This is a genomic window from Planctobacterium marinum, from assembly GCF_036322805.1.
Lineage (GTDB): Bacteria > Pseudomonadota > Gammaproteobacteria > Enterobacterales > Alteromonadaceae > Planctobacterium > Planctobacterium marinum_A.
Map to the genome: position 1 here is coordinate 4,509,246 of NZ_AP027272.1, position 25,892 is coordinate 4,535,137.

21 protein-coding genes, 2 tRNA genes and 1 pseudogene are annotated in these 25,892 nt (G+C 45.0%); 8 read left to right on the forward strand and 16 right to left on the reverse strand.

Features of this window, described 5'->3' with window-relative positions; genetic code table 11:
* Positions 1 to 10: 10 nt before the first annotated feature.
* The 10 genes from AABA75_RS19750 to AABA75_RS19795 all read right to left on the reverse strand — a co-directional run bounded on the left by AABA75_RS19750 (position 11) and on the right by AABA75_RS19795 (position 10,641).
* Positions 11 to 1,099, reverse strand: coding sequence for a protein-glutamate methylesterase/protein-glutamine glutaminase (locus AABA75_RS19750; protein ID WP_338294453.1), 1,089 nt, complete (start codon positions 1,097 to 1,099; stop codon positions 11 to 13).
* A gap of 12 nt (positions 1,100 to 1,111) precedes the next feature.
* Positions 1,112 to 1,750, reverse strand: a complete 639-nt coding sequence (gene cheD, locus AABA75_RS19755) for a chemoreceptor glutamine deamidase CheD (protein ID WP_338294454.1) — start codon at positions 1,748 to 1,750, stop codon at positions 1,112 to 1,114.
* 5 nt (positions 1,751 to 1,755) lie between these two features.
* On the reverse strand, positions 1,756 to 2,568 hold the full coding sequence (locus AABA75_RS19760) for a CheR family methyltransferase (RefSeq protein WP_338294455.1): 813 nt from the start codon (positions 2,566 to 2,568) through the stop codon (positions 1,756 to 1,758).
* Positions 2,569 to 2,577: 9 nt separating this feature from the next.
* Positions 2,578 to 3,171, reverse strand: a complete 594-nt coding sequence (locus AABA75_RS19765) for an STAS domain-containing protein (RefSeq protein ID WP_338294456.1) — start codon at positions 3,169 to 3,171, stop codon at positions 2,578 to 2,580.
* Positions 3,172 to 3,176: 5 nt separating this feature from the next.
* The gene (locus AABA75_RS19770; RefSeq protein WP_338294457.1) at positions 3,177 to 3,929 is read right to left on the reverse strand and encodes a ParA family protein; all 753 of its coding nucleotides are present in this window, start codon (positions 3,927 to 3,929) and stop codon (positions 3,177 to 3,179) included.
* Complete coding sequence (locus AABA75_RS19775; RefSeq protein ID WP_338294458.1) at positions 3,929 to 4,420, reverse strand: chemotaxis protein CheW; 492 nt, start codon at positions 4,418 to 4,420, stop codon at positions 3,929 to 3,931. The genes AABA75_RS19770 and AABA75_RS19775 overlap by 1 nt, the downstream gene beginning before the upstream one ends.
* 16 nt (positions 4,421 to 4,436) lie before the next feature.
* Entirely contained in the window at positions 4,437 to 7,601 is a 3,165-nt protein-coding gene (locus AABA75_RS19780) for a methyl-accepting chemotaxis protein (protein WP_338294459.1), read from the reverse strand.
* 40 nt (positions 7,602 to 7,641) lie between these two features.
* Positions 7,642 to 8,139 carry a chemotaxis protein CheW gene (locus AABA75_RS19785; protein ID WP_338294460.1) on the reverse strand — a complete coding sequence of 166 codons (498 nt, stop codon included), beginning with the start codon at positions 8,137 to 8,139 and terminating at the stop codon, positions 7,642 to 7,644.
* Complete coding sequence (locus AABA75_RS19790; protein WP_338294461.1) at positions 8,139 to 10,202, reverse strand: chemotaxis protein CheA; 2,064 nt, start codon at positions 10,200 to 10,202, stop codon at positions 8,139 to 8,141. The genes AABA75_RS19785 and AABA75_RS19790 overlap by 1 nt, the downstream gene beginning before the upstream one ends.
* 76 nt (positions 10,203 to 10,278) lie before the next feature.
* The gene (locus AABA75_RS19795) at positions 10,279 to 10,641 is read right to left on the reverse strand and encodes a response regulator (protein ID WP_338294462.1); all 363 of its coding nucleotides are present in this window, start codon (positions 10,639 to 10,641) and stop codon (positions 10,279 to 10,281) included.
* A 258-nt stretch (positions 10,642 to 10,899) separates the two neighbouring features.
* On the opposite strand from AABA75_RS19795, the gene AABA75_RS19800 reads away from it, so the two are divergent.
* Positions 10,900 to 12,057: a response regulator gene (locus tag AABA75_RS19800; RefSeq protein ID WP_338294463.1), complete on the forward strand. Its 1,158-nt coding sequence runs from the start codon at positions 10,900 to 10,902 to the stop codon at positions 12,055 to 12,057.
* A 12-nt stretch (positions 12,058 to 12,069) separates the two neighbouring features.
* Here AABA75_RS19800 and AABA75_RS19805 read toward each other — a convergent pair whose 3' ends face one another.
* From AABA75_RS19805 to rsgA, 4 genes are all read right to left on the reverse strand, one after another.
* Complete coding sequence (locus AABA75_RS19805) at positions 12,070 to 12,756, reverse strand: glycerophosphodiester phosphodiesterase (protein WP_338294464.1); 687 nt, start codon at positions 12,754 to 12,756, stop codon at positions 12,070 to 12,072.
* The gene (locus AABA75_RS19810) at positions 12,753 to 13,634 is read right to left on the reverse strand and encodes a DMT family transporter (protein WP_338294465.1); all 882 of its coding nucleotides are present in this window, start codon (positions 13,632 to 13,634) and stop codon (positions 12,753 to 12,755) included. Before AABA75_RS19810 ends, AABA75_RS19805 begins: the two co-directional genes overlap by 4 nt.
* A 152-nt stretch (positions 13,635 to 13,786) precedes the next feature.
* Complete coding sequence (gene asd / locus AABA75_RS19815) at positions 13,787 to 14,665, reverse strand: archaetidylserine decarboxylase (protein ID WP_338294466.1); 879 nt, start codon at positions 14,663 to 14,665, stop codon at positions 13,787 to 13,789.
* Positions 14,666 to 14,795: 130 nt separating this feature from the next.
* Positions 14,796 to 15,827: a small ribosomal subunit biogenesis GTPase RsgA gene (rsgA, locus tag AABA75_RS19820; RefSeq protein WP_338294467.1), complete on the reverse strand. Its 1,032-nt coding sequence runs from the start codon at positions 15,825 to 15,827 to the stop codon at positions 14,796 to 14,798.
* 186 nt (positions 15,828 to 16,013) lie between these two features.
* On the opposite strand from rsgA, the gene orn reads away from it, so the two are divergent.
* The 4 genes from orn (at position 16,014) to AABA75_RS19840 (ending at position 20,863) form a co-directional block, all read left to right on the forward strand.
* Positions 16,014 to 16,559, forward strand: coding sequence for an oligoribonuclease (orn, locus tag AABA75_RS19825; RefSeq protein ID WP_338294468.1), 546 nt, complete (start codon positions 16,014 to 16,016; stop codon positions 16,557 to 16,559).
* A gap of 124 nt (positions 16,560 to 16,683) precedes the next feature.
* Positions 16,684 to 16,759 (forward strand) — tRNA-Gly (locus AABA75_RS19830).
* A gap of 26 nt (positions 16,760 to 16,785) precedes the next feature.
* Positions 16,786 to 16,861, forward strand: a tRNA-Gly gene (locus tag AABA75_RS19835).
* 615 nt (positions 16,862 to 17,476) lie between these two features.
* Positions 17,477 to 20,863: a TonB-dependent receptor domain-containing protein gene (locus AABA75_RS19840; RefSeq protein WP_338294469.1), complete on the forward strand. Its 3,387-nt coding sequence runs from the start codon at positions 17,477 to 17,479 to the stop codon at positions 20,861 to 20,863.
* Positions 20,864 to 20,942: 79 nt separating this feature from the next.
* Here the strand turns inward: AABA75_RS19840 and AABA75_RS19845 are convergent, their stop codons facing one another.
* Positions 20,943 to 21,215: a hypothetical protein gene (locus tag AABA75_RS19845; protein WP_338294470.1), complete on the reverse strand. Its 273-nt coding sequence runs from the start codon at positions 21,213 to 21,215 to the stop codon at positions 20,943 to 20,945.
* A gap of 69 nt (positions 21,216 to 21,284) precedes the next feature.
* On the opposite strand from AABA75_RS19845, the gene AABA75_RS19850 reads away from it, so the two are divergent.
* The 3 genes from AABA75_RS19850 (at position 21,285) to AABA75_RS19860 (ending at position 24,376) form a co-directional block, all read left to right on the forward strand.
* Positions 21,285 to 21,488: a hypothetical protein gene (locus tag AABA75_RS19850; protein WP_338294471.1), complete on the forward strand. Its 204-nt coding sequence runs from the start codon at positions 21,285 to 21,287 to the stop codon at positions 21,486 to 21,488.
* Between the two features lie 239 nt (positions 21,489 to 21,727).
* Entirely contained in the window at positions 21,728 to 22,450 is a 723-nt protein-coding gene (locus AABA75_RS19855) for a hypothetical protein (RefSeq protein WP_338294472.1), read from the forward strand.
* Between the two features lie 381 nt (positions 22,451 to 22,831).
* Positions 22,832 to 24,376 carry a hypothetical protein gene (locus AABA75_RS19860; protein ID WP_338294473.1) on the forward strand — a complete coding sequence of 515 codons (1,545 nt, stop codon included), beginning with the start codon at positions 22,832 to 22,834 and terminating at the stop codon, positions 24,374 to 24,376.
* Positions 24,377 to 24,690: 314 nt separating this feature from the next.
* Here AABA75_RS19860 and AABA75_RS19865 read toward each other — a convergent pair.
* A pseudogene (locus AABA75_RS19865) lies at positions 24,691 to 25,746 on the reverse strand (transposase).
* Between the last annotated feature and the right edge of the window lie 146 nt (positions 25,747 to 25,892).

Below are 25,892 nucleotides of genomic sequence, written 5' to 3' on the forward strand. Positions count from 1 at the left end.
TTTATCAGAGCTAACGGCCAAATTTCGACACCGCACTGGCCAACCCTTGTAAATCCAACACATCTGCTGGCGCAACTGCATTAAATTCATTCACAGCAGCCCCAGGCATGCCCCAAACCACGCTCGATGCCTCATTTTGGGCAAAGGTACGCATACCAGCGCTGCGCACCCGGGCAAGCGCTTCGCTTCCATCTTTACCCATCCCGGTGAGAATCATAGCAATGGCATTGCCTTCTCCATGTTTAGCCACTGAATCAAACAGTACCTCGACACTGGGGCGATGCAAATTAACGGGTGCTTCGTCGGTGATCACATTTTCAAAACCAAAGGCTCGCTTGCGCACTTCAAGGTGCTGACCGCCCGGCGCAATATAAATATGCCCCTCGCGAATCGGCTCACCATGCTGAGCTTCTTTCACTACGCAGGGCAGTTGTCCATCGAGGCGCTTAGCATAAGACTCAGTAAATCGACCGGGCAAGTGCAAGGCAACTACTATGGCTTCTTTACCCGTGAAGTTGACTGCCACCAGCAACTCCCTCAGCGCTTCCAAACTGCCCGTGGAGCCACCAATAGCAATGATCTTTTTCGCCGGTTTAGCATTGCTGTCAGCAGATATCGCGGCTTGTGTACTGAGTGGCTTAACAGGTTCGGGAGCTTCAGGTTGGGTGAGTTTTTGCTGGATGGCTGTGAGTTTCTGTTGCGACACCCCAGCGGCTGTGATCACTTTAGAGATAATCTCTTGGCTGTATTCTCCCATAATGCGGGACAAATCATTGGGCTTGGCCACGAAATCTATCGCTCCAAGCTCTAACGCCTGCATGGTAATTTGCGACCCTTCGGAAGTTAGTGTTGAAATCATCACCACAGGCATGGGCCGCAAGCGCATCAAATTTTTCAAGAATGCTACGCCGTTCATCTTGGGCATTTCCACATCCAGCGTCAGTACATCTGGATTTAGATCCTTGATCTTTTGTCTGGCATCATAAGGATCTTCAGCCGTACCCACTACCTGTATTCGGGCATCGCTGGAAAGCAAACTGGTTAGAATGTCTCTAATTAATTTAGAGTCATCAACAATGAGTACTTTGATCTTATCCATAGGCTTCTATTCTCAATCAAATAAATCGATATCGCCCACTTCAATTTGCGGCTTGTCGATACGGCTTTTGTACTGAGTTTCACGGATGGCAATAGTGTCGTTATGCATATGCTGCAGTTTCTTAACGAGTACCTTGCCGGTTTTGGGGTAAAAGTTAACTTTTCTCGGGTGCGGCCCACCTAAGTCTGAAGCAGCCAGTTTATAGCCTTCCATTACCATAAACTTGTGTAAAAATTTGATGTTACGGTCACCTACCGAGGTCATTTGTTTGATAATCTGACCACCGCCAAACGCCTTAAAAACAATTTGTGATTTGTCGGCACCGTTACGCAGTAAATCGTTGATCATTCGCTCCATGGCGACATCGCCATAACGGAAGGATTCGCTCATCAGGTCTTCAACATCGGAAGCACTGTTAGAAGTGGGCAACATAAAATGGTTCATGCCGCCTAAGCCGATTTTTGGCTCGTAAATGCACACCGAGATGCAAGAGCCCAATACCGTAGTAATCATCTCTTCATTGCGAGTGACATAGTATTCCCCCGGCAAGATTTTTGCTGCAACCGTTCCCAAAGACTTATCAACATAACGGTTGATAGTTTCGAACCCCCTCATACAGGGTTGGATATCCGGGAGATGACGCAATGTCATGGCTGCTAACCTCGTTTCCGATAAATGGTCTTACCTACACTGTCAAAGTCATCACTGATCTTGTGCAGTGTTTCCGAGTGTCCCAAAAACAAGTGACCTTCGGGAACCAGGTGATCCCAGTATTTTCGGGCCAAACGTTGCTTTTTAGGAGCGTCGAAGTAGATCAACACATTGCGACAAAAAATAACATCATACTTTTGGCTTAACTGCCATTCATCCATCAGGTTAAGCTGTTGAAATGTAACTAATTTCCGATACTTTTCTTTTACCCGACATTTATTGTTATTGGTGCCTTTACCCTTTTCAAAGAATTGTTTTTTTACCGCAAGGTCATATTTTTCTATCGCCTGTAACGGATAGACTCCATTGGCACCTTTTTGCAGCACATCGGTGTCCAAATCAGTGGCGGTTATCGTTAACTTAATCCCCTTTTTTTCACATACCGGCATCAGGTTGAGAATGATGCTATATGGCTCCTCGCCAGATGAGCAGCCAGCAGACCAAATATTGAATTCTTTATGGTGAGATTGCGTCAGAAACGCTTTCAGGTAATCAAAATGATGCTGTTCCCGTCCAAAAGAGGTGACATTGGTGGTAATACAGTTAATGAATTCTTTAAATTCATGGGCGTCGTTTTCCACCATATGAAGGTAATCTTTGAAATCAGCCAGCTTGTGAAAACGCAGGCGCTTGGTGAGGCGGGCGTAATACATTTCAAACTTTTCATCGGTAACGGTAATGCCCGACCAGGCATTCGCTAACCCTCTGAGGCGATTGAATACTTCTCGATTGTAGCCAAACTCTTTATTGCTAGTCACACTTCACCATCATGCTGCATGTTGGTATTGAGCAAAAAAATCACTCAAGCCAAACAAGGTAATTTGACGCTGCAAAGCCGGATGCATTGCTACAATGACTACATCAGAGCCTTTGAAAGCTAACTGCTGCACAATCGAATAGAATAATTGCAAGCCTGCGGTATCCACTTCTTTGGTATTACCGGCATCAATCTCGATAGATTGCGGTAAATCATATAACAGGGTTTTCCATTCACTGTGCATAGGCTCAATAACTTGTATGGCCAGTTTTTCAGGTACCGTTAAATAGGCTTTGTGATTTTCATAACGAAAACTCTGCTGGCTTTGCTCTGCAGCCGCAGCAGGCGCTTCCGGCTCAGAGGTGTTATCAGTGTCGGGCAGTGGAACGGGCTCAGGCAATACATTGTCAGTTTCAGGTGGCGAACTTGGTTCGCTCTGTTCTGCTGCTGCCGCTGTCGTTTCAGGTTCGGGAGCAGGGGCGGTCTTAGACTCGGAGACATCCGTTGGCACAGTGGCATTAGCATCCTCATCATCCTGTAACCACTCCAGTGGATCATGGCCAAGGCCCGATTCTAAATCCAAATCATCATCGTTATTTGACATGTTTTTCACACCTCCAGAATGGTATCCGCCAGTTGAGCAAACTCATTACTGGCTTTACTCTGTGGAGACCAGGCCTGGACTGGCTGTCCATAACTTGGGCTTGTGGCCACAGCATTGCTTTCTTCGATATAAACAGGTACCAGATTGTTACTGAAATAACGCTTAAGTTTGTCAATGGCATCAGTGGTTAAGCGTCGCTCTTTTTGCATTCGGCTCACCACCACCCAATGTCTCTGATATTTGCCAATCATTCGTTCAAAATTGCGCATAGTAGCCATCATGGTGGACATCCCCGACAAACCAAAAAAATCAGGGGTTACCGGGGTCAACAATTCAGTGGCCATGGCCAGTGCATTGACCACCAAAAAACCAGATGATGGTGGGCAATCCAGTAAAATAATATCTACCTCTGGCGGGGCTCGTTTAAGCGCCTTTTTTAAGATTAGTCCTCGGCCTTTACCCATAGGGGTGGATTCCAGTCTCTGTAAAGCGGGTCCCGCGGCAATAAAACAAAGCGAAGACGACAGCGTTTGAATAACGTCATTGAGTTCGCTCTTACCCGCCAAAACCCTATCAATGCCAGCACGCTTGTTCTGGAACAAACCGAAGTATTGGCCTAACTGCGCTTGTGGATCTAAATCGATGGCCAAGACTCGCTGCCCACGCTGACTCAAAGCGTAGGCTAAGTTGGCACAAATGGTGGTTTTACCCACACCGCCTTTTTGATTGACACAGGCTATCACTCGCATTGCTTGCATTAAGCCATTTCAGCCTGTTGTTCCACCAAGGTTTTCAAGTCATCAAACTTGTCAGTTTCAAAGATGCATTCCAGCGACAGTAGCACCACAATCTTCCCCTGATACTTAAACATCCCCTTCATAAACTCAGTATCAACGTTGTGACCCAGTTTTGGGGACTTCCTTATTTCGGAAGGTTCCACAGCAATCACATCGGAAACAGAATCAACAATAATTCCCACCAACATGTCTTTGCCCGGCTCGCCGACAGAAACCACCACCATCACCGTTTGTTTATCCATAGGCTTGGCGGTATAACCGAAGATATCCCGCATATCCAGTATAGGTACCATGCTATTGCGAAAATCAATCACCCCCATGCAATAACTTGGGGTATTGGGCAGCTCACGAATTTCGCCTAAGGCCCTTATCTCTTGTACCCGGGTTATATCGATACCATAGATGTTGTCACCCAATGTAAAACTCAGTAGCTGCACTTCATCTATATTCATTGCTGTGCTTCCATCGTTAGAATTCTTCCCATTCATCGCTGTCATCTGCTTTAGCAGTAACACTTTTGCCCGGCTCGGATTTTACCGGCACTTTACTGCCAATCGAGGTGGGCTGTTTCGCCGTTACTCGTGGCTTATCAGAATTGCTAATACTAGTCCTGCTGGAGGCTAATTTTGCAGTTGTGCTGAGCCCCGCTCTAACTGGCACTTTCGCAGCGGCCTCGTTTCTGTGAGCTTGGGATGTAGTAGGTGATTTATTTTCTGTTCGAGCCGCCAGAGCTTTCAAATCGACACCTTCAACATCGAAGAAAGCCACTTGCTCCACCATACCATCCACTTGTGCCAAAGAGGCTTGTGCCGCTGATGTTACTTCTTCAGACAAAGCTGCATTCTGCTGCGTGATATCATCCAGCTGCGCTACTGCTTGGTTTATTTCACCAACCCCAGTTGCCTGTTCATTTGTGGCATTAGCGATGTCGCTGATTATGGTAGACAGTTCATTAGCATGCGACAGAATATCCGCGAGGGATTTGCCACAGCGATTTACCAGCTCACTCCCCACCTGGACACGTTCCGAGCTGACATCAATCAATTCTTTGATTTCTTTTGCTGACACTGCCGAACGTTGCGCCAGATTTCGGACTTCATTGGCTACCACAGCAAAACCTCGCCCTTGTTCGCCTGCTCTGGCTGCTTCCACTGATGCATTAAGTGCCAACAGGTTAGTTTGGAATGCAATCTCATCAATAACACTGATGATTTCCACAATGCGATTAGAGCTTTCAGTAATAGCCGCCATGGACTCCATAGCCTCAGTCATAATCTGCTCACCGTTAGTGGCTTCGTTTTTGGCTCCGGTTGCTGCGGTATTCGCTACCCGAGCATTGTCTGCCGTACTGCGTATATTGGAGGTGAGTTGTTCAAGACTGGCGGCCGTTTCTTCCAAAGACGAAGCCTGGCGCTCAGTACGAGAGGATAATTCATAATTGCCTTGGGAAATCTCAGTATTGGCAGATTTAATTTCACCAGAGGAAAGTTGTATTTTGGTCAACACTTCGTTGAGTTTGTCGACGGTGGTATTAAGCGAATTCGCGACATCGCCAAACATGCCGCTGTAGTCATTATCAAAGCGTAACTTCAAGTCCCCTTCAGACAGCTTATGCAGGCAGACACTGATATCCCGCACAAAGTGATTCACTGTTTGAGAAAGTTCGTTCAGCCCTTTGGATATATTCAGGAAAAAGCCCTGTTTACCCTCGGTAGAAATCAACGCTCCCAAGTTGCCCTTGTTGACATCTTCAACCAGCTTTTGCACCTCTGCTTCTACAATCACTTGCTGAGTCACGTCTGCCCATTCCACAACAGTACCAATACGCTTGTTCTCATCGGACATAACAGGGGTGGCGATCAGATTAAAATGACGCGGACCAACGGTGATCCTCGTGCGATACGACTCGCTTAAGCGCTCCAACATCTGGCGTTGATGAGCCGGATTCTTGTGGAAAATATCGATGTTTTTACCAATGATATTCTCAGCGTCAAATTGCGGTAACTCTTTGCGCAAATCAGCTTCGGCAATGTGTAACATTTCCCGCACGCTGTCATTGGTGTAAACAATATCGTAGTTTTCATCGGCCACCATCACATTCGTTGTTACGCTATCCAACGCAACCTTTATGCGGGCATTTGCAGCGGCTATCAGGGTTTGACGTTTGCGCTCAGTAATATCTAACCACTCAAGGGTGGTGCCCAAACGTTGCCCCTCACTATCCATTACTGGGTTAACCGTTAACTCAAATTCAAGCTCTCCTAATTTAATTTCGGAGCGATACGTTGTGCTCAATTCCGCCAATAGTTTTTGCTGGTGAGCCGGATTTTTGTGGAAAACATCAATGTTGCGCCCCACGAGCTTATCAGGGTCAAACTGAGCATCTAGCAAACGGAAAGTGTCGACATTCTGCGCCATCATTTCCCGCAAGCTGTCGTTGAGATAAATGATATTGCGCTCGTTGTCTGCCAACATAACATTAGTACTGACATTATCCAGCGCTACTTTCATTCGCGCATTTATCGCTTCTTGCTCTTGCTGCAGTTTCTCAAGCGTTAAGTCAGCCCACTCCACGGAGGTGCCGAGGCGTTCTCCGGAGTCTGAGAAAATAGGGTTAACTACTAAGCTGAAGGTTAGATCCTGCACGGCAATCTCAGACTTGTATTCCGCTTTTAGATTATCCAGCAGACCTCGCTGATGAGCAGGGTTTTTATGGAAAATATCAATATTGCTGCCCACCAAAGAGTTAACATCAAAATGGGCAAAGGTTTCGCGAAACTTCTGCTGATTTTGAGCCAACATATCCCGCAAGGTGTGATTCATAAATACAATATTGTAATCAGCATCGGCTAACATGATGTTGGTAGATACAGTTTCAAGAGCAGCCGTTTTGCGCAATATCATGGATTGCTCAAGTAACTCGCTTTCGCGGCTGGTAACATCCTGCCATTGCAATAACACACCGGTGTTTTGCTGACTTGCGCCGGATAGCGGTGTTAACTGAACATCGAACAGTTGCTCACCTAAATTTAATGTAATCTGAGTGGTAGCAGTGATGTTTGTTAAGCTTTGTGCAAGCTGGACGTCAGAACAGACAAGACTAATATTTTTTCCCACCGGGTTTTCGCCTGGACTGACTTGTGTCAATCCGGCTAATAACTGCTGCATTCCAACAGACACACCAGCGATACAACGATTTGCATCTAACAGCATCAGGTTATTGCTGCTGGTAGAGAGAGCCTGGCTGAAAAGTTGTTGCTGTTGCAGACAACTATCCAATTCCTTGTCAGCGCGCTTTTTCTGATCCACCAGTTCATCGACAATCGTTTCAAACTGCGCGTCCATTAATGCCAGCTCCCCAGATTGGGCAGATGGCGCCAGGAATGCCCCATAATTATTGGTTTGCAACGATTGACTAAAATTACTCAGGCGGGTGCGGCAATAACTTGCGATACTGTCTGTCGCATCACCGAACAATTTGATATTCCAAAGGGCCAGCGCCGCTGCCACCACAGTGATTGCCGCCACCAGCAATAAGTATTGAGACTCAGGGGCCGCTTTCCAAAATAATCCGAAATTAACAAATAGAGCCAACATGATAATCAGGCTGAATAACTTGTTATTTTTGTCCATTTTAATCCTCTGTGGCCATCGCCCATTACATAAAAATTATCTAGATATCCAATCTCAATAAGGTATCTACATTCAACAGGATGATCATTTTCTCACCCACGTCGGCAATTCCTGACACAAATGCTTGATCAATCGTCAGGTCAAAATCGGCAGAAAGTTGTGAGTTGTCAGCATTCGTTTGAATTACTTCTGAGATGGCATCAACCACAATGCCAATCGTTTTAGCCCCTTCGGGAAACTCTACATCCATAATTAAGGTGACGGTTTCCTCATCATATTCGCGGTAGTCCAGGCCCAGGCGCATGCGCAGATCCACGATAGGTACAATAGCGCCTCGCAGATTTATCAAACCGTTTACATAGGCCGGGGAATAGGGAATACGTGTTGATGCCTGCCACACCCTGATCTCCTGAACCCGCAGAATATCGACGGCATAGTCGAGCCCAGCTAATTTGAAGCTTAACCACTCCGCCTTTTCCATCTGATCGTCATCGTGTTCTTCAGCACTGATAATTTCTTGCTCTGCTGACACCGTCATTAATGCATCCTCACTCTGGAAATCAACGCCCCAACGTCAATAATCAGGGCTACCGAACCGTCTCCCAGAATTGTCGCCCCAGACAGCCCCTCTATCTTGGCGTAATTGGCTTCCAGGGATTTCACCACCACTTGTTGGTGATTGTTTAGCTCACTCACCAAAATGCCGCAGTGTTTGTTATCGCTCTCCACCACAACAACCAGACCCGATTCAATGAGTTTGTCCTGATCAACAGGGCAGTCGAACATTTCCGCCAAATTCAATATGGGAATAAAGTTACCACGCCACTTGAACGACACGTCGCGCTTACCTACCTTATTAATGTCTGCTTGTTTTAACTGAATGCTTTCAATGATTGACAGCATAGGAATAATGTACGTCTCCTCTCCCACTTTAAGTAGCTGGCCATCTAAAATTGCCAAGGTAAGTGGTAAGCGAATGGTAAATGTCGTGCCTTCATTGGCGATGGAGCGCACATCAATGGTGCCGCCCAAAGAGCGGATGTTGCGCTTTACTACGTCCATGCCCACACCTCGACCGGAAAGGTCAGTTACAGCGTCGGCTGTAGAAAAACCCGGAGCGAAAATCAATTCGTGAATTGCCTGCTCAGTAAGATTGGCATTGGCCTTTATAACGCCTTTTTCAATGGCTTTTGCTTTGATGCGTTCGGTATTCAAACCGGCGCCATCATCGGAGATCTCAATAATGATGTTGCCCACCTGATGGAACGCTTTTAGGGTGACGGTGCCCGTTTCAGACTTGCCATTAGCCAGTCGGGTTTCGCGATCTTCAAGACCGTGATCAACGCTATTGCGCACCAGATGCACCAACGGGTCGTTCAACTCTTCGATAACAGTTTTGTCCACTTCAGTGTGTTCACCGATAATCTCCACGGCGATAGATTTGTTCAGCTTTTTCGCCAAATCTCTCACCATTCGCGGAAAACGACTAAAGCAAAAATCGATGGGTAACATGCGAATACGCATTACCCCTTCCTGCAAATCTCGGGTGTGGCGTTCTAATTGAGAAAGCCCTTCTGACAAGCGCTCAAACTGCGGATATTTTTCTTCATCACCATAAATGCTCAGCATCGATTGTGTGATCACCAACTCGCCCAGCAGGTTGATAAGACTATCGATTTTTTCCAGATCGACACGAATAGATTGAGAACCACGCTTCGCTTTGGCGGCACTTTTATCACCGCCAGAAGCCGGTGCTGGCGCCGCTTCGGCTGGAGCAGCTGTTACAGCAGGTGCCACTGCAGCCGGTTCCGGCGCAGTCGCTACTGGTTCTGAGATTTCCACGGGCGTTTCTGCTTCAGCGCTGCTGGCACTACTTAACGGTGTGAACTTAAATTCGGCTTCATCTTCAATCCACAAGAAGACATCTTTTAACTCTTCCTCTGTCAGTGGCTTTTCTGACTTCAGATTAATCTTCCAGGTACAATAAATATGAGTGGGCTCGAGTTCTTCAAATGGCGGGATAGCGCTGGTTTGACAGGTTACGTCAATTTCACCAAATTCCGTAAGCTCGTCAATATAACGCAAGGGGTCGTTGCCAGTCATCATGATGGCAGGATCAGGGGCAAACTCTATCAGCCATTCACTGCCACTACTGGATGCGACTTCGACAGATTCAGATGTGATTTCACTGGTTCCAGCGCTTGTGGCTCCGGGCACCAGAAGGCGCTCTAATTCCGCTTTGACTTCTTGCATACTGGATTGGTTAATTTCATCATCGAATTGATAATGGGCTACCAGGTTCCTGAGTACATCCAATGACGAAAACAGGCAATCCAGAATATCCTGTGACAAGCTGAGTTGACCAGCTCTGACTTTATCCAGTAGGGTTTCCATGACATGGGTAAAATCCGTCAAAGAACCCATGCCAAATGTAGCACTGCCGCCTTTTAGAGAATGTGCAGAACGAAAAATATCGTTGATAGTCTCAGAATCCATTTCCGAAGCATCATCGACATCCAACAAATTGCGTTCAATGGCGTCTATCGCTTCGGCACTTTCGTCAAAAAACACCGCTCTGAATTGCGCTAAAGGATCACTCATTTCACCATCCCATCAGGGCTTTACAGGTTAAATAAAAAAGGCCTGATAGCTTCTGAATTCAGGCCTCTAAAATTGCTTATTTCAGTACTTTGTTCACAACCGCGACAAGTTTTTGAGGGTCAAAAGGTTTTACAATCCAACCAGTGGCACCTGCCGCTTTACCCTCTTGCTTTTTATCCATACCCGATTCCGTTGTTAACATTAGTATGGGCGTAAAACGGTAGTTTTCTTCTTTGCGTAGTTCGGTAATAAACTGAATGCCATCCATTACCGGCATATTCACATCTGAAATCACCAGGTCGTAGCTACTGCCCTTGGCTTTTTCCAGACCTTCCTGGCCATTTACGGCCTCGGTTACATCAAAACCCTGAGCTTTGAGGGTAAATGCCACCATGGCTCTCATTGAGGCAGAATCATCAACAGTCAGAATCTTCTTCATTATCAAAATTTCCTTAAGTGTCTTCTAGTTACCGGGTTTTTCACCCTTGTTTCCAACAAAGCTAACACAATCTATTTTCAGTCAGAAACATTTTATTTCTTGGCGTGTTGCTTAACTTCTACTATTTTCAAAGAGTACACAATACAACTTTTGGTTGAATTTGCTTTTAGTGTAGTTAAAAAATTTCAATATACTCAATGTTGTCCACCAACAATGAGTACAAAGTGGATAATCCAGAGATCAAAGACAGGGATTTAAGTGAAACACAACGTATTGATCGCCGATGATGATGAGCACCTTAGAGAATTATTGAATCTGATGTTTCAGGATAGTTTCTGTTTGGAATTTGCAGAAACTGCAGCGCAAACACTGGAAAAAATTCAGCAAACTGAATTTCAATTCATCATTCTTGACATCCACCTACCGGACAAAACCGGGTTAGATGTATGTCGGGAACTCAATACCATCCCAGAGGCTAAACGCCCATCAGTAGTGATATTAAGTGGGGATAGTGAGGATGAAATCGTCAAACAAGCCTATGAATTAGGCGTTGGTGACTACATCGTTAAACCTTTTAATGTCACCGCTTTTCACGAACGCTTGCTGCGTTTTTCTCGAGATCTGGAAAAGATCGCCAGCCTGGAAGAACAAGACGCCAGTATCCAAAACATGACAGAAACCGTCATGAAGCAAGCCGCCTCTTATGGCAATGCCCTGGAGTTAGTGTCGCGTTTAAACTCCTGCCACAATGCCGAAGCCTTGTGTAAGACTGTACTGCAAAATCTGCTAGGTCAAGGATTCCACTGTGCCATACAAGTGCGCTCCACTGACGAAGTCTTCTCTTTTGATGTTGATGTTTCAGAATGCAGTGACATAGAGCTGCAAATCTTCGAGTTACTAAAAGACAAGGGTCGGATTTATAGTTTTGGTAAGCGTTGCATATTCAATGATGAGCATGTTTCCATTTTGGTGAAAAACATGCCGCACGAAGGTACCCAAAGTTATGACTCGATTTTGGATGTCGCGGCGAAACTGGTACCGGCAATCAACGCCAGATATATCTCTATATGCGAGCACCATTCGCTGGTAGATGCTCGCGATGCCTTGACTCACGCCCTTAAAGTTTTATCTGAGGGGGTAACGCAAATGGAAGATGAAAAGCGGGTGTTGTTGGAAAATATCGAATTGCAAATCGGTATGTCCTTTCATCAATTAGATTTAGATGAGAATCAGGAAGCCTTTTTCCTGAATTTGATTGAGCGAGAAATCCGCTCTCGAGAAGACAGCAACAAACTTGGCACGATTCAACAGATGATTGCCGAATGTGTAGATTCAATCCATATTCTCGAGCATGACTACTCGGATTCAGCACCAGCTGCAGAAGACAGCAACGACGACGATATTGAGCTGTTTTAGAAAATCGTCGATTTATAGTTGCTCAATGAAAGCTCGAGCATTGGCCGGGAAATTACTAAATACGCCGTCCACGCCCCAATCCTTGAGCCATTGTAGTTCAGATTGCCGGTCCACTGTATACACATAGACTTTGAGTCCTAAACGGTGGGCAAGCTCGATGTCTTCCGGGCGCAAGCAGTTCACATCAAAATGGATGGAATACACCGCCATGGCATTGCAGGTAAATGCCATGTCCAGTGGACTGGATGCCGTTAACAACCCCAAACGCCAGTTACTGCCTGATTGCGCTAATTGCGCCAGGTAATGGTGGTTAAAGGAAGAAATCAGCAGTGATTCCGCTGGCGTAGTTTGCCTGACAGCCTGCTCAATCACTTGCACCAACGCCGTGACATCAGCGATGCGTTTCAATTCGATATTCACTTCTACGCGGCCGGCAATCGCCTGTAGTGCTTCAGCCAAAGTGGGAATGTGTTGCTTGTGGTGCAGCTGAACCTGTTGTACCTGGTGTTTAGTGAGTTGCCAGATCAAGGTATCTGCAAACAGGGGAATAACCCTGTCGTGCCACACATAAAACTCATCCTCAACCTGATATACATCTAATTCGATACCATCGGCATTTTGTTTTATGGCGTGCTCAAAGGCCAGTAAGGTGTTCTCCGGATATTCGCCGCTGGCGCCGCGATGAGCCCAAATCTTCATTGCGTACCCTTCGCTTTAGCGCGATGTTTTTGGGCATTAATTGTCTCGTAAACCGCCGCAGAGATCACCAGCAAGCCACCAACCAGGGTGTAGGCTGAAGGCCTTTCTTGTAACAACACATAAGCGAACCCAACCCCATACAAGGGTTGCGCGCAGGCGATAAGGGAGAAGGTTTTAGCCCGTAAATGTTTTAAGCTTGATGCGATAAGCGCATGAGGAATGGCGGTACAGATGCTGCCCAGAACCACCAGATAAAACAGGGTCTCCAGAGAGATGGCGTAAAGCTGCTCGGAAGTAAATAAGCCCAAACACAGGATAATCACGAAGGTTTGCAAAGTCATAGCATGAGCACCGCTGTAATGGGAAAAATAACGGCGATGGATCAGATTGCGCAATGAGTACAACAAGGCAGAGAATACACCCACCACTATCCCCAGCGTAACATCATTATTCAGCGAAGAATCTGGCACGATCAAGGTGATGCCCAACAATACGACTAAGGCACTCACGACGTCCTGCCACACCAGGCGAACCTTTTCAAAAAAGGGCTCCAAAAACACCGTGATAACCGGGAAGGTGAAAAGCGCAATCATACCGACCGCCACTGAGGAGTATTGCATGGCCGCAAAGTAGGTTACCCAATGCAGTGCCATAATCACCCCTAATAATACGCCGATACCGAGATCTTTGTAGCTGTGCAGTTTAAGCGACTTCCCGGTGAACTTGAGTAATAAAAACAAACAGCCGCAGGCCACAACTGAGCGACCAAAGGTAATGTCCAGTGCAGACAAAGGGATTATTCGACTGAACAGCGCAGTAACCCCTAACAAGACCACAGCGAGATGCAAAGACCACAGACTTTTTTGCACATCTTCCATGTTTCAGCACTTCTCCAGAATTAACAAAGACGATGTTCTACTTGCTCGCCCAATTTATCCGCAGCAACAGAGCGCGGAACACCAGACTATTATCGCCCATTGTCAGTGAGCTGTTGATACTCAATTGCTATTTCTTATGCTTTCAGGCTCGCTCAGGAGTCGCTGCTTTGGGACTTCAGCGTGCCGCACTGTACGCCAAGACGAGTTACATCGCCTTCGCTAAACTGCGCAAAATCGACACCGTCTTTCTCAAAACACATCACCACAGTTGAGCCCAGCTTGAAGCGGCCCATTTCGTCGCCTTTTTTGAACTGCATAGCGGTGGCATTTTGTTCGGAGTAATGCCAGGTGCGGACTTTTTTTCCAGGTGGTGGTGTCACTGTTCCTGCCCAGACGGTTTCTATGCTGGCAACAATGGTAGCTCCCACTAATACCATCGCCATTTTACCTTGTGCGGTATTAAAAATTGCCACCACACGCTCGTTGCGGGCAAACAACCCAGGTACGTTTTGTGCGGTTAATGGATTCACGGAAAAAAGCTCCCCCGGCACATAAATCATGCTTTCGAGGGTGGCATCCATTGGCATGTGGATGCGGTGATAGTCTTTTGGTGACAAATAGATAGTCATAAACTGACCATCCTGAAATGTACTCGCCAGTTCCTCATCGCCACCTAACAGCGCCTTAACACTATAATAATGGCCTTTGGCTTGAAAAATCTGGTCTTTTTCAATGGGCCCCATTTGGCTGATGGCACCATCTACCGGGAAGATAAGCGCATTTTCGTCTTCACAAATGGGACGAATTCCGGCCTTCAGCGGACGAGTAAAAAACTCGTTAAAGGTGGCATAAGCAGCCGGATCGCTTTGCCGCGCTTCAGCCATATCCACTTTAAACTGTTTGATAAAAACTTTAATAAGCGACGTTGTCACAACCCCTAGCTTCGCTGCAGCCAGATGCCCAACAAGGCGCGAAACTAAATGTTTAGGTAAACAATATTGCAGGGATATTTTTAGCTTATCCGGTAACACGATGACATCCTGAGAAATAAAAACGGGCGCAATAGTACCTCATTTTACGGCAACTGTAGAGTGCCGGGGCACTTATAAGATCGCTGCGGCAGCAATATTGCAACCGCGGCACGGATAATGATAGGAAGTGTTAATACTGATTACTGTGATTAGGACGCTGTTCCGCCATGGTTTTTAAGATACTATGGTAATTTTCAAAGCGGATCGGGTTAATTTTTCCCTCATCGACGGCTTCTTTTAGCAAGCACCCCGGATCGTCCATGTGTTTGCAATCCCGGAATTTACAGCCTCCCAGATAATCGCGAAACTCTTTAAAGCCCCAGGTAACGCGCTCTTCAGGCAAATGCCAAAGGGCAAATTCCCGCACACCGGGCGAATCAATCAACTCACCACCATTTTTGAAACTCAATAATTTAGCGCTGGTAGTGGTGTGTTGTCCCAAGCCGCTCATTTCAGAAATATCGCCCACTTGCTCTTCAGCTTCAGGCAGCAAGGCATTCACCAAACTGGATTTACCGACACCCGATTGTCCGACAAAAATACTCACTTTTTCATCCAGAATGGCTTGCAGTGCATCAACGCCTTCGCCGGATTTGCAGCTGAGCAAGATAACCCGGTAACCTATTTCACGGTATAGTGTGGTTAAGGTATCCACTTGAGCGAGTGCCACCTCATCCGCCAAATCAATTTTGTTGATCAAAATCACCGGGGTGATGCCAACATCCTCAGAGGCCACCAGATAGCGATCGATAATATTGGAAGACAAAGCGGGCTTGAGGGAGCTGACAATCAATATTTGGTCGATATTGGCCGCGACAGGCTTAACACCGTCGTAAAAATCTGGTCGAGACAATAGTGAATCCCGTTCCGACACCGCCTCTATTACCCCGTTGATGGCGGAGCCAGACTCTTTATTTCTGCGAAACAGGACGTTGTCCCCACAAACAACACTTTCGATTGTGCGCCTGATATGGCAGCGAGTTACCTGATTTTGGCTGTCTCGTACATCCGCATGCTGTCCAAAGCGGCCCACTACCACCCCGGATTCCTCCGGCTCCAGATTGTCGTCTTGCGGTAAGGCTTCGTCTTTATTGAGTTTTTTCGACAGATTCTTGCCCACCTGGCGTTTTTGTCGATGTGTCAGTTTATTTCTTTTTGCCACTTTGCTGCTAAATTAAGTATAGTTACCCAAACTTTACCGATATTATGGGTAAAGGCGGGGTTTAAAAGTATTGAATTCCGGTTGTCGTGCCACTGGATACCAGTGTTACAGTTAGCATAGTACCGATTGCAATAAGGGAAAGACACCACAAATTGCATTAATTGTGTGAATCTTGGCGGGTAGTGAATGTCATATAGCGAAAACAATTTAGTCTGGATGGATCTGGAAATGACAGGATTAGATCCTGACACCTGTAAGGTGCTGGAAATCGCCACTATTGTCACTGATTCACAACTCAATGTGTTAGCCGAAGGCCCGGTCATGGCCATTCACCAGTCTGATGAGCTATTAGAAGGCATGGACGAATGGTGCACAAAAACCCATGGTGACTCGGGCTTAACCGAACGTTGTCGCAACAGCGATATTACCGAAGACATTGCAGTACAGCGCACCATTGAGTTTTTAAGCCAATATGTGCCCAAAGGCGTATCACCACTGTGCGGTAACAGCATCAGCCAGGACCGTCGCTTTTTGCAAAAGCACATGGTAGAACTGGAAGAGTTTTTCCACTACCGCATTATAGATGTTAGTAGCGTAAAAGAGCTAGTGCGCCGCTGGAAGCCCGAAGTACTCGAAGGCCTACACAAAAAAGGTACGCACCTGGCTATCGACGATATTCGCGAGTCTATAGCCGAGCTGCAGTTCTATCGTGCTCAAATCTTCACCATATAAGTGTTTCTGGCTAGCCTCAGGCAAGATTTTTTAGATTTATTGCAACAAACACTTGCACCCCACTTAATTTTTTGTACAATGCGCACCCGCTTTTGAAGGAAAGCGGTTGAAATAAAATTTGTCTGCGGGAATAGCTCAGCTGGTAGAGCACAACCTTGCCAAGGTTGGGGTCGCGAGTTCGAATCTCGTTTCCCGCTCCAAATTCTATCTCAGATCATACCATTACGCGGGAATAGCTCAGCTGGTAGAGCACAACCTTGCCAAGGTTGGGGTCGCGAGTTCGAATCTCGTTTCCCGCTCCAATTTTCTCTGTAGTCTCCATAGCAAATAGTCGTGTAGGTAGAAATACATGTCGACAACAAGATTATTTTGTTCAATTATCCTTTGCTCTGAGATCCTCCTTTAGCTCTCACTATGTGTATTGTATCTCACCACCGAACTACAAACTCGTATAATTTAATTTACCCGATCGACATAAACACTCGACTCCTGACTGAAAATTGCAGAAAATTGCAGAAAATTGACAAATAATTTGAAAAATTGACGTTTTGCATAATTATTTAAAGAAGATACTCACCACAATAGGTCACTCAGCACCATTTCAATGCAAGCTCTGCTCCTCATAGCCAATGCCGTAACACTCATCAACAGGACTTGAACCGCAATGGTGCAGAGGAATGACAGAAATGAATAACTTTTCGGTATTCAACACTATAAGAAGAATAATTATTCGAATAAAGACGGGTTTGAGCAATATATATACTAAAAAGACACTTGATCCCGGCCTGATTAATGCTGATTATCCTAAGATGAGATAAAATTTACTTATAAAAAAATAATAATAAATTGCCTCGGTTTAACAAAAACCAATGGCTGTTGTCTCGAAAAAAAACACAACACAAACTCAGGAGCACACAATGAAGAAATTTGCGTTGTCCCGGTTAAATACCGCCATTACGAGAGGGCTGTGTTACGGCTCTGTCGCCGCCTCGCTAGCCATCGCGCCACAGGCATTCGCCCAAGAAGAAGAAACCACCGACGAAACTGCCAGCGTTGAGCGGGTTATGGTAACCGGTTCCCGCATTGCGCGTGACCCGAACCTTGCCGCTAGCTCGCCTATTCAAGCTATTGAAGCTGAGGCGATCCGCCAGTCCGGTGAATTTTCAATCACCGATATCGTCAACGACGTACCGGCACTATTTTCATCTACGGGTTCAGAAAACTCCAAAGACACTACCGGTTTCGCTGATGGTACTAACACCCTAAACTTACGTGGTTTAGGGTCGAATCGTACGTTAGTACTGGTAAACGGCAGACGCCACGTTGCTGGTGTAGAAGGCACGGGTGCCGTTGACGTTGGTTCCATCCCAATGCGCCTGATCAAAAGTGTTGAAGTACTGACCGGTGGTTCATCCGCTATTTATGGTGCCGATGCAGTCACGGGTGTAGTTAACTTTATCCTCAACGACGAGTTCGAAGGCTTTGAATTTGATGCGCAGCAAGGTGTCTCCTCTGAAGGTGACGCCCAGCAAACACAGCTAGCCGCAACTTATGGTTTTAATTTTGACAACGACAAAGGTAACCTGGCCATTAGCGTAGAATACGCCAAAGATGAGGGTTTACGTGCGGGTGAACGCGACAATGGCTTGTGGATTGGTTCTGGTGATGATGGCGCCAACCCCCTGTTGCGTTTTCAACAGGGTGATATCAACGGTAGCACCCCCAACTTCGCAGCCTTTTTCTCACCTGCCAATGATTTAGTGCCCTTTGGTTTGAACATTCCATCAATGGAAGACTTTATCGCCGATTACACCGCCACTTACGGTGTAGCGCCTAACTTGACGTCGGCAGAGATGGCACTATTTAACCAGGCTGCTAACGCCTTTCCAAGAGCGGTATTACCGGGTTTCAACTTTGGTATAACTTCTGGTACAGGTATGATCATTGCGGGTAACCCTTATACTTTTGATGGTTTTGATCCCGGGGTAAACATCGATCTTGACCGCAATGGTGTGCCAGATTGTTATGACTCCTTCACTGGTTATAACTCTTCATTTGGTAGCCAAGCGTTTGGCGTCATTGGTGGTTGTTGGTTTGCCGAAAATGATGGTTCTTATCGCCCTGTTCGCGATGGTCTCATCTCCAGCACACTAAACAGTTTTGGTGGAGACGGATCTACGGCGATTACTAACCCTCAAGACTACATTCTTATCCCGGAAGAAAAGGTCTCGGTAAATCTGATTGGTCACTACGACGTTACCGATGATATGCGCCTGACAGCTGAGCTGAAGTACGCTTATCAGGAAGTGGAAGATGTTACTCCGCCAACTTCTTTCTGGGATTTGCTATTCGGTGCACCAGACAACCCTTATCTACCTGAATTCATCCGCCCTGTTGCCCAACAAACAGGCGGTGTTGCCATCACTGTTGACCCAGTTTGGATTGGTGATGGACATCAGGTAAACGAGCGTGAAACCGTTCGTGCCGTGCTTGGTTTAAACGGCTTTTTGGACAACGGTTGGTCTTACGATCTGAGCTTGGTATGGGGCAAGTTCGAGCGTGAAATGACGTTGGAAGATAACGTGATCGTTGACAGGTTCTTTGCTGCAATCGATGCAGTTGGCGATGGTAATGGTGGCGTAACCTGTCGCGCCGAAGTAGATCCAAACACGCCACTTATCACCACACCATTTGAATTACCTGCATTCGACCCTGGATACTATACCTTTACACCTGGTGCTGGCTCTTGTGTGCCGCTTAACATTTGGGCGGGAGCTTCTGGCGTAACACAAACAGCGCTGGATTGGGTAACCACAGATACCAAAGATTCCATCGAACTGGAGCAAACGGTTTTAACCGCCTCATTGGCTGGCGATCTGGATGACTGGTTTGAATTGCCTGCCGGCTCTATTGCCTTTGCATTAGGTGCGGAATACCGCGAAGAAAAATCAGAAGCTATCTTCGACGCGTGGCAGACGGGTGTGTTACCTGCAGGCTCTCCATTTGGTGAAGGTACTAACATTATTGACGTTTCAGGTAACGCTTCAACTATCTTTGACCCTGCAATACCGATTCGCAGCGAGACAGGTGAGTATGATGTAACGGAAGCCTTTGTGGAGTTACAAATTCCATTACTGGAAGGTGTTACTATGGCTGAAGAGCTAACGCTTGAATTGGCTGCGCGTTTCTCAGATTACTCTTCTATTGGCGACACCAGTACCTGGAAAGCCAATGTCATGTGGTCCCCTGTTGAAGATGTACGTGTAAGAACCAGCTTATCGCAGGCAGTTCGTGCGCCAAATATTACTGAACTGTTTGGCCCAACTACTGGTACCACCATTTCTAAAGACGATGATATCTGTGATGTGTCTGCCGCCAATACAAGCAATATCCAAAATAACTGTGAGACACAATTGTTAGCTTTAGGTGTGGATGCTGCCGATATTCGTGATGCCAATGGCAACTATATCTGGGTGAACCCGCTAACTGCACGATTTAGCGGTACTACCAGTGGCAACCGAAACTTGACAGAAGAAACTGCTGACACCTTGACGGTAGGCTTCGTTTATACGCCAGAGTGGTTGGACGGTTTTGACTTGAGCGTGGACTATTGGTCCATTGAAATTGAAGATGCCATCAACGAGGTTGATCCGGAGATCATCATTGAAAGCTGTTACGCTGGTGCGCAGTTGAATAACCTGTTCTGTGACCTGTTCACTCGTAACAGTGCCAGCCAAAACGCTGCAGCTGCAGGTGGTTTGAACTTCCTTGCCAACCAACCCGTTAACTTCGCAAAACGCGAAACCAGCGGTTATGACTTCTCTGTGGGTTATCGCTTCTCACTGGATGAACATGAGTTCGCTGTGAAATTCGCCGGTACAAAAGTTAATGAATTGAACGACTTTACCAATCCACTGGATTTAACAGAAGTTGACCCTGAGCTACACGAAGTAAATCGTCCAGAGTGGGCAGGCAACTTCTACGTTGACTACCAGGTGGGTGACTTGACGGTATCATGGCAAACCCAGTACATGGATGAACAAGGTCTGACGGGTATCGAGATAGAAGACATCTATGGCTACGGCTGTGAGGTGACAAATAGCTGCACCTTCGGCCCAAGTGTCATTCAGGAAGAATCATTCATCCACGATATTAGCGGTACCTTCCAGATCAATGACGAATTCATGGTTTATGGTGGTATCAAAAATATCACGGAAGAAGACCCCTTCATAACTGACTTTGCTTTCCCTGCAAGTCCAAGAGGTCGTTTCTTCTACTTCGGTGTGAACTTCCGCATGGATTAATCCCGCGCTAGTTCTTCGAGCGAAAGACAAAAATCCCGGGCAAGCCCGGGATTTTTTATTGACTGAAAATTATCAGGGATTATTTGCCATCGCCTGATGAACGGACATTCTTACCTGCCGCATTGCCATGATGCGCACGTTTTTGCATCCAGTCTTTAGATTTTTTCTCTGTATCTTCTCTTTGTTGGCGGGTAGTGCACACTTTCTCCGGTACATTCGAACCAGTGCGTCTCACCATTTTGCATTCGTAACCAATGTCGTCTTTAGCATCTGCATCGCTGCTGCTAACCTCTTGCGTGCTACTACAAGCCGCCAGCGCTGCTGTCAAAGCCAGTATAAAAACCTTTTTCATGATCTTGCTCCCATCATTATCCCTCCTCCACCTTAGCGCGACCGCATAAAATGTCTACAAGTAGTTGCGATGGCTCGTTATGGTGAAGCCGTATTCATGGACGCAGTTTATCTGCACGATGTGAACTTTTCCTATCAGCTAACGGATGATGTGATGGTTTATGGCGGTATTAACAACCTCTCTGATGAGGAACCGTTTATAACCGCATACGCTACACCGGTTAGTGTGAGAGGACGTTACTTCTTTATGGGTGTTAACGTAGTTCTGGAATAAATGCAGTTAGAAAGCACACTTATATATCCCTCTAGAGTGAGGGTTATATAACTCATTCAAAGAGGCCCAATGTCCGCATAGGGCCTCTTTATTGTTTAGGCAATTATTTACGCACACAATTTATTCAAGTCACAACTTTTAATAATTTTTCTCAATTTTGATTCGGTACAAGTAGTTATTTATTTACCACTGAGTAAATTTATGCATACTTTAAGGGAAATAATTGACACCCCTTTGATATGAAAATAAATTTAATCACTAGTATCCTTTTTTTAAGTTTGTTTCTTCCTTCCACACTTGTATTCGCTGAAGTAGAGTCGGTTTGTATAACGACCTACACAAACTCAGGTGCTGGTACTTACCCACAAAGATCTTGTTGGTTTGTGTGGGAGAATACGAGAAAAGAATTTTACAGTTTTGAAAGATTCATAAGAGGAAGGATTGAATTAGGCAGCATTTCGCGCAATCCCAATATTGAAGATGCTGAAATTGAATTCGAAGATCTCTCTGAGTTTGAAAAATGTTTATTGTTGAATAACTCAAATCCCGCTAGTTGCATTCTAGGTGTTATAAATGATGTTTCGCCAAATGGCTGCTCGGGAGGTGCACCTCAATCATTTTCAATTGGGGGGGGGACTTCAGCTAACTTTGCACAAGATGCATGTAATCCGCATGACGTATGCTATAACCAAATAGGGGTCAGCAAACTAAGGTGTGATTCTGAGTTTTATGGCAATCTACTAGCATCGTGTGAAGACGCCTTTGGGAGTTTTCAAACATATGATAGAAATGGAGTCCCAATCGTTAATTACAGAGCAGCTCTGTGCAAAGCGGTTGCAGATACGATGAAAGCAGGTATTGATTTTCCAATAGTATCTGAATTGTTCTTCACAAATGCGCAAAATAATAACATGTGTAACATTTGGAACGAGGCAATGGAAGAAAATAACTGTAGTGTATAAGAGTAAAAATAAGCTAGTTGCGTTCGTATCGATCGTCAGTGCTTTATTGTTGTTTGCGGTTATGCAAATACTTGACTTGCGCTTCGTAACACGCAGTGCACTTCTGGAACATGGCTATGTCACAATACCTTATGTGATTTGCGGCTTTGCTTTCTATCTTAATGACAGAAAGCTAAACCTTTTGCGTTGCTTGTTGGTGTTGTTTTTAATGTTCCCTTTCTGCTACATAGGCTTAGTCGTATACCAAGAGTTATTAGATTGGTTAGGAGGAGCACCTATAGGTCCAGTAATGTTCTTGCCTTTTATTACTCTACTACTCTTGTGGGGACTTGCTGGGCTTCCTTATCATATTTTACTGAATCCAATCAAAAATAAATCACTATGAAATTCCCTTTTAAGAAGTTTTCTTTTCTTTTCAATATCTTGGTTATATCTGCGTTTGGTGAAGCTTCTGAAGCCCAACAGTTTTTGATTTGTGCAACCCCAAAATTTGCAGTGGTCGGGGTATCATACAGCCCTCATATTGCGAAACAAAAATCCACCGAATTAATTAAATCAAGCGTAATTTATCAAACTGAAAAAAATGATGAAACCCTACTTCAACAAGCTCTAAAGCAACAAAAAAGTATCAACTCAAACTACAATCATCCTCAAAAAAATGGGGCGAAGCGGCTTAATGCTCTCAATGTAATACAGAATGAAAGTCATGTTAATGACTCATTAAAGAATGACTTACAGGCCTTGTTAGTAAATCAAGAATTCAGCAAGATTCAAAAACTGCAGAACATAAACAAAAATGTTGTTAAATTAGTTATTTCTGAGTCAAAAAACTATGTTACTGAAAACCTTATTAGTTTCATTGCAGAAAACAATGCACAAGGCATTGAATTGTTAAAGATAGCTATACGGGCAGGTTGGAAAAAAACCGATTTAGAAAAGCTAATCAACCATATACCTGACTATGACAGCGAATGGTACTCACCTGTTACCGACGAAATCGAAAACATTCTCGTAACTGCTATTCAATCAGATAACATTGGTGCTCTTGAATTGTTTTTGCAGAAACAAATAAGTACAGAAGACGTTACAAAAGCAATAAATAGCTCTCTACTAGAAATGTCTAAAACAGCACCACCTCAAAAAATCTCAGCAATTGTTTCAGCGTTTACCCATTCGGGTTCAACTATATCTCCAAACGAAAATTTCACTTTCGTACATGGAGCGAAAGTGATAAACAATAATAATTCTAAATATAAGACTGAACAAAATAAGCGCTTGATTGATATCAAAGTCTTGCAAAAAGACTGGCCGCACTTGGTATTTAACCCAAACAAAACCTGCGATAATGCAAGCAAGTTTATAAGTCCAACCGAATACAAAACTGTTAAATCAAAACACAATTTGAGTGAGGTTGAGGTGACAAACCTTTTCAAGGCTACGATTCCTAAGTCCCATATCCAATTATACATTGAGCTTCTAAGAATCAATCAATCTCACTTGAATGTGCAAGCAAATCCGATAGAAGTACCGTTTAGTGATCTGATGGCGGCGCTTGCTAGTGAACATTGGACTAAAGCAGAAAATCTATATGTAAATTGCAACTCAATAAACTGTAAATATGCAATTATTAAGACTATTGTTGATATGAGCGCGATAAACTTTGAAAAGTTGATAATTAATCATGCCAAAAAGGACCACAGATTGATTCATGACCTGTTGATTGCACGCTCAGAATACCTATTAGATTTATTGAGGAGTAATGGTATCGCTATTGATATTATCGATTCAAATGGGAAGGGCAGCCAATTTTGGATTCTTAACTCGTCAATTGAAAACCTTGACCTGATCGCCAAATATAAGCTAAACAAGAATGAAGATAGCTTTGGGCTTCAAACTAATTCAATATTGGCAGGTTACTTTCAATAATTATTGAGACACCCATATTAACTGCTCGGGAGGTGCACCTCAATCATTTTCAACTGGCAGTTATAGAGACAGCCATCTAAACAGAGACCAAAATAGGACATCCAACTTAACAGTTATTGCAGTTCTAATTTAGTGACTTGGTTAACGTTTCTGAACGTTTGTCATAGGGTAAGCCAAAAATAGAATGTTTTAAGTTAAGTCTTCTCTTGATGATATGGATTCATTGACAAGAAGTGATAACCAAGCAGTTTTAAGCCGCGCGGCTTCCTTACCTTACAGTAATTTTGTTAATTTTTGACTAGTGTGGTATTGAATCAACCAAACAATCGAATTGAGGCGTTTTTATCCCTTAGCCGTTTTAGTTTGTATCTTTGCCGATATGCCTCAAGATAAGATTCTCCACCTGCCGCGTGATGAAAACACTCTTCAAATTCAGTAGTAAGTTTCTGCCATTGGGCCATTTTCAGGTTTAATCGTTCCAGGATGATCGGAGTTGAACCCTCAATAGCTCCTCGTTTATCTGGCAGGATGGCTCTGCCAGTAAAATCCACCAGCTCCAGATAGTCTGTAAAGTGAAAAGGTAGACCATGGGGCATGTTTTCTCTGTTATTCCCGGCAAAAGGTATCAGGAATTGTGGCGATTTCCCTGCTTTGGTAGCATTAATGCGATACTGAATGCTGGTATGGTCAGACTCTTCGGGTGTTTTCGCTATCTTGGCTCTGATGGGGTTTAAATCGACATAAGCCATACTGGCTGCCAGCGCAGCCTCATCCAACAATGCTTGAGATTTGAATCGACCTTCCCACAAATTTTTCTGGAAAAAATTTGAACAGCTTCAGCTGGCCCGAAGGGTGAGCACCAGGGATGGCGGCGAGTAAAATCGTCCGGTGCATTCATCTTCCTTATTTGCTTCCCTGGCAATGTATTCATTGAGGCAACGCATGAACCAGCTGATATCCGTTAATCGTTGTCGCCAGATATTTGCTGTTTCCTCAACGGCCATAAGCTGAGATTCAACCATTTGTAACCGCTGCTGTGGATTTAGATATTGCTGGCTCAGTAAGGCTCCTTTATGCAACTGATGCCAACGGCGAATCACTTCTTCCGTATCCCAGCTATCAGATAACTCTTTATTTATATGTAATACCAGATGAGTGTGGTTACTCATCACCGCGTAGGCACACACGTCAATGGCGAATACTTGTGATAATAAGTGAATGCGGTCCTGCACCCATTGACGACGATGTTCGTAGCTTGTACCCGTGTGTTTATCTTCACCACATAAAAACGCTCTGCGTAGACAGCGGGAAACACAGTGGTAATATGGCGTATCTTCAAGGCTGATTTGAGCCCTCCTGGCTTTTGGCATAAAGACTCCTCCTGAGTACTCAATTCAAAATCCATTTTGCACAGATGAGACAAAATAGAAACTGTACCGAAGTACAGTTATGATGGGTGTCTAGATAATTTTTTAATAAAAACGTATCGGTGTTTTTATTTACCTTGTAAAATTGC

Coding starts and splice junctions, on each gene's coding strand:
- AABA75_RS19750 (WP_338294453.1), bottom strand. CDS start 1,099: ATGGATAAGATCAAAGTACTCATTGTTGATGACTCTAAATTAATTAGA.
- cheD (WP_338294454.1), bottom strand. CDS start 1,750: ATGACATTGCGTCATCTCCCGGATATCCAACCCTGTATGAGGGGGTTC.
- AABA75_RS19765 (WP_338294456.1), bottom strand. CDS start 3,171: ATGTCAAATAACGATGATGATTTGGATTTAGAATCGGGCCTTGGCCAT.
- AABA75_RS19770 (WP_338294457.1), bottom strand. CDS start 3,929: ATGCAAGCAATGCGAGTGATAGCCTGTGTCAATCAAAAAGGCGGTGTG.
- AABA75_RS19775 (WP_338294458.1), bottom strand. CDS start 4,420: ATGAATATAGATGAAGTGCAGCTACTGAGTTTTACATTGGGTGACAAC.
- AABA75_RS19780 (WP_338294459.1), bottom strand. CDS start 7,601: ATGGACAAAAATAACAAGTTATTCAGCCTGATTATCATGTTGGCTCTA.
- AABA75_RS19785 (WP_338294460.1), bottom strand. CDS start 8,139: ATGACGGTGTCAGCAGAGCAAGAAATTATCAGTGCTGAAGAACACGAT.
- AABA75_RS19790 (WP_338294461.1), bottom strand. CDS start 10,202: ATGAGTGATCCTTTAGCGCAATTCAGAGCGGTGTTTTTTGACGAAAGT.
- AABA75_RS19795 (WP_338294462.1), bottom strand. CDS start 10,641: ATGAAGAAGATTCTGACTGTTGATGATTCTGCCTCAATGAGAGCCATG.
- AABA75_RS19805 (WP_338294464.1), bottom strand. CDS start 12,756: ATGAAGATTTGGGCTCATCGCGGCGCCAGCGGCGAATATCCGGAGAAC.
- AABA75_RS19810 (WP_338294465.1), bottom strand. CDS start 13,634: ATGGAAGATGTGCAAAAAAGTCTGTGGTCTTTGCATCTCGCTGTGGTC.
- orn (WP_338294468.1), top strand. CDS start 16,014: ATGTCATATAGCGAAAACAATTTAGTCTGGATGGATCTGGAAATGACA.
- AABA75_RS19840 (WP_338294469.1), top strand. CDS start 17,477: ATGAAGAAATTTGCGTTGTCCCGGTTAAATACCGCCATTACGAGAGGG.
- AABA75_RS19845 (WP_338294470.1), bottom strand. CDS start 21,215: ATGAAAAAGGTTTTTATACTGGCTTTGACAGCAGCGCTGGCGGCTTGT.
- AABA75_RS19850 (WP_338294471.1), top strand. CDS start 21,285: ATGGCTCGTTATGGTGAAGCCGTATTCATGGACGCAGTTTATCTGCAC.
- AABA75_RS19855 (WP_338294472.1), top strand. CDS start 21,728: ATGAAAATAAATTTAATCACTAGTATCCTTTTTTTAAGTTTGTTTCTT.
- AABA75_RS19860 (WP_338294473.1), top strand. CDS start 22,832: ATGAAATTCCCTTTTAAGAAGTTTTCTTTTCTTTTCAATATCTTGGTT.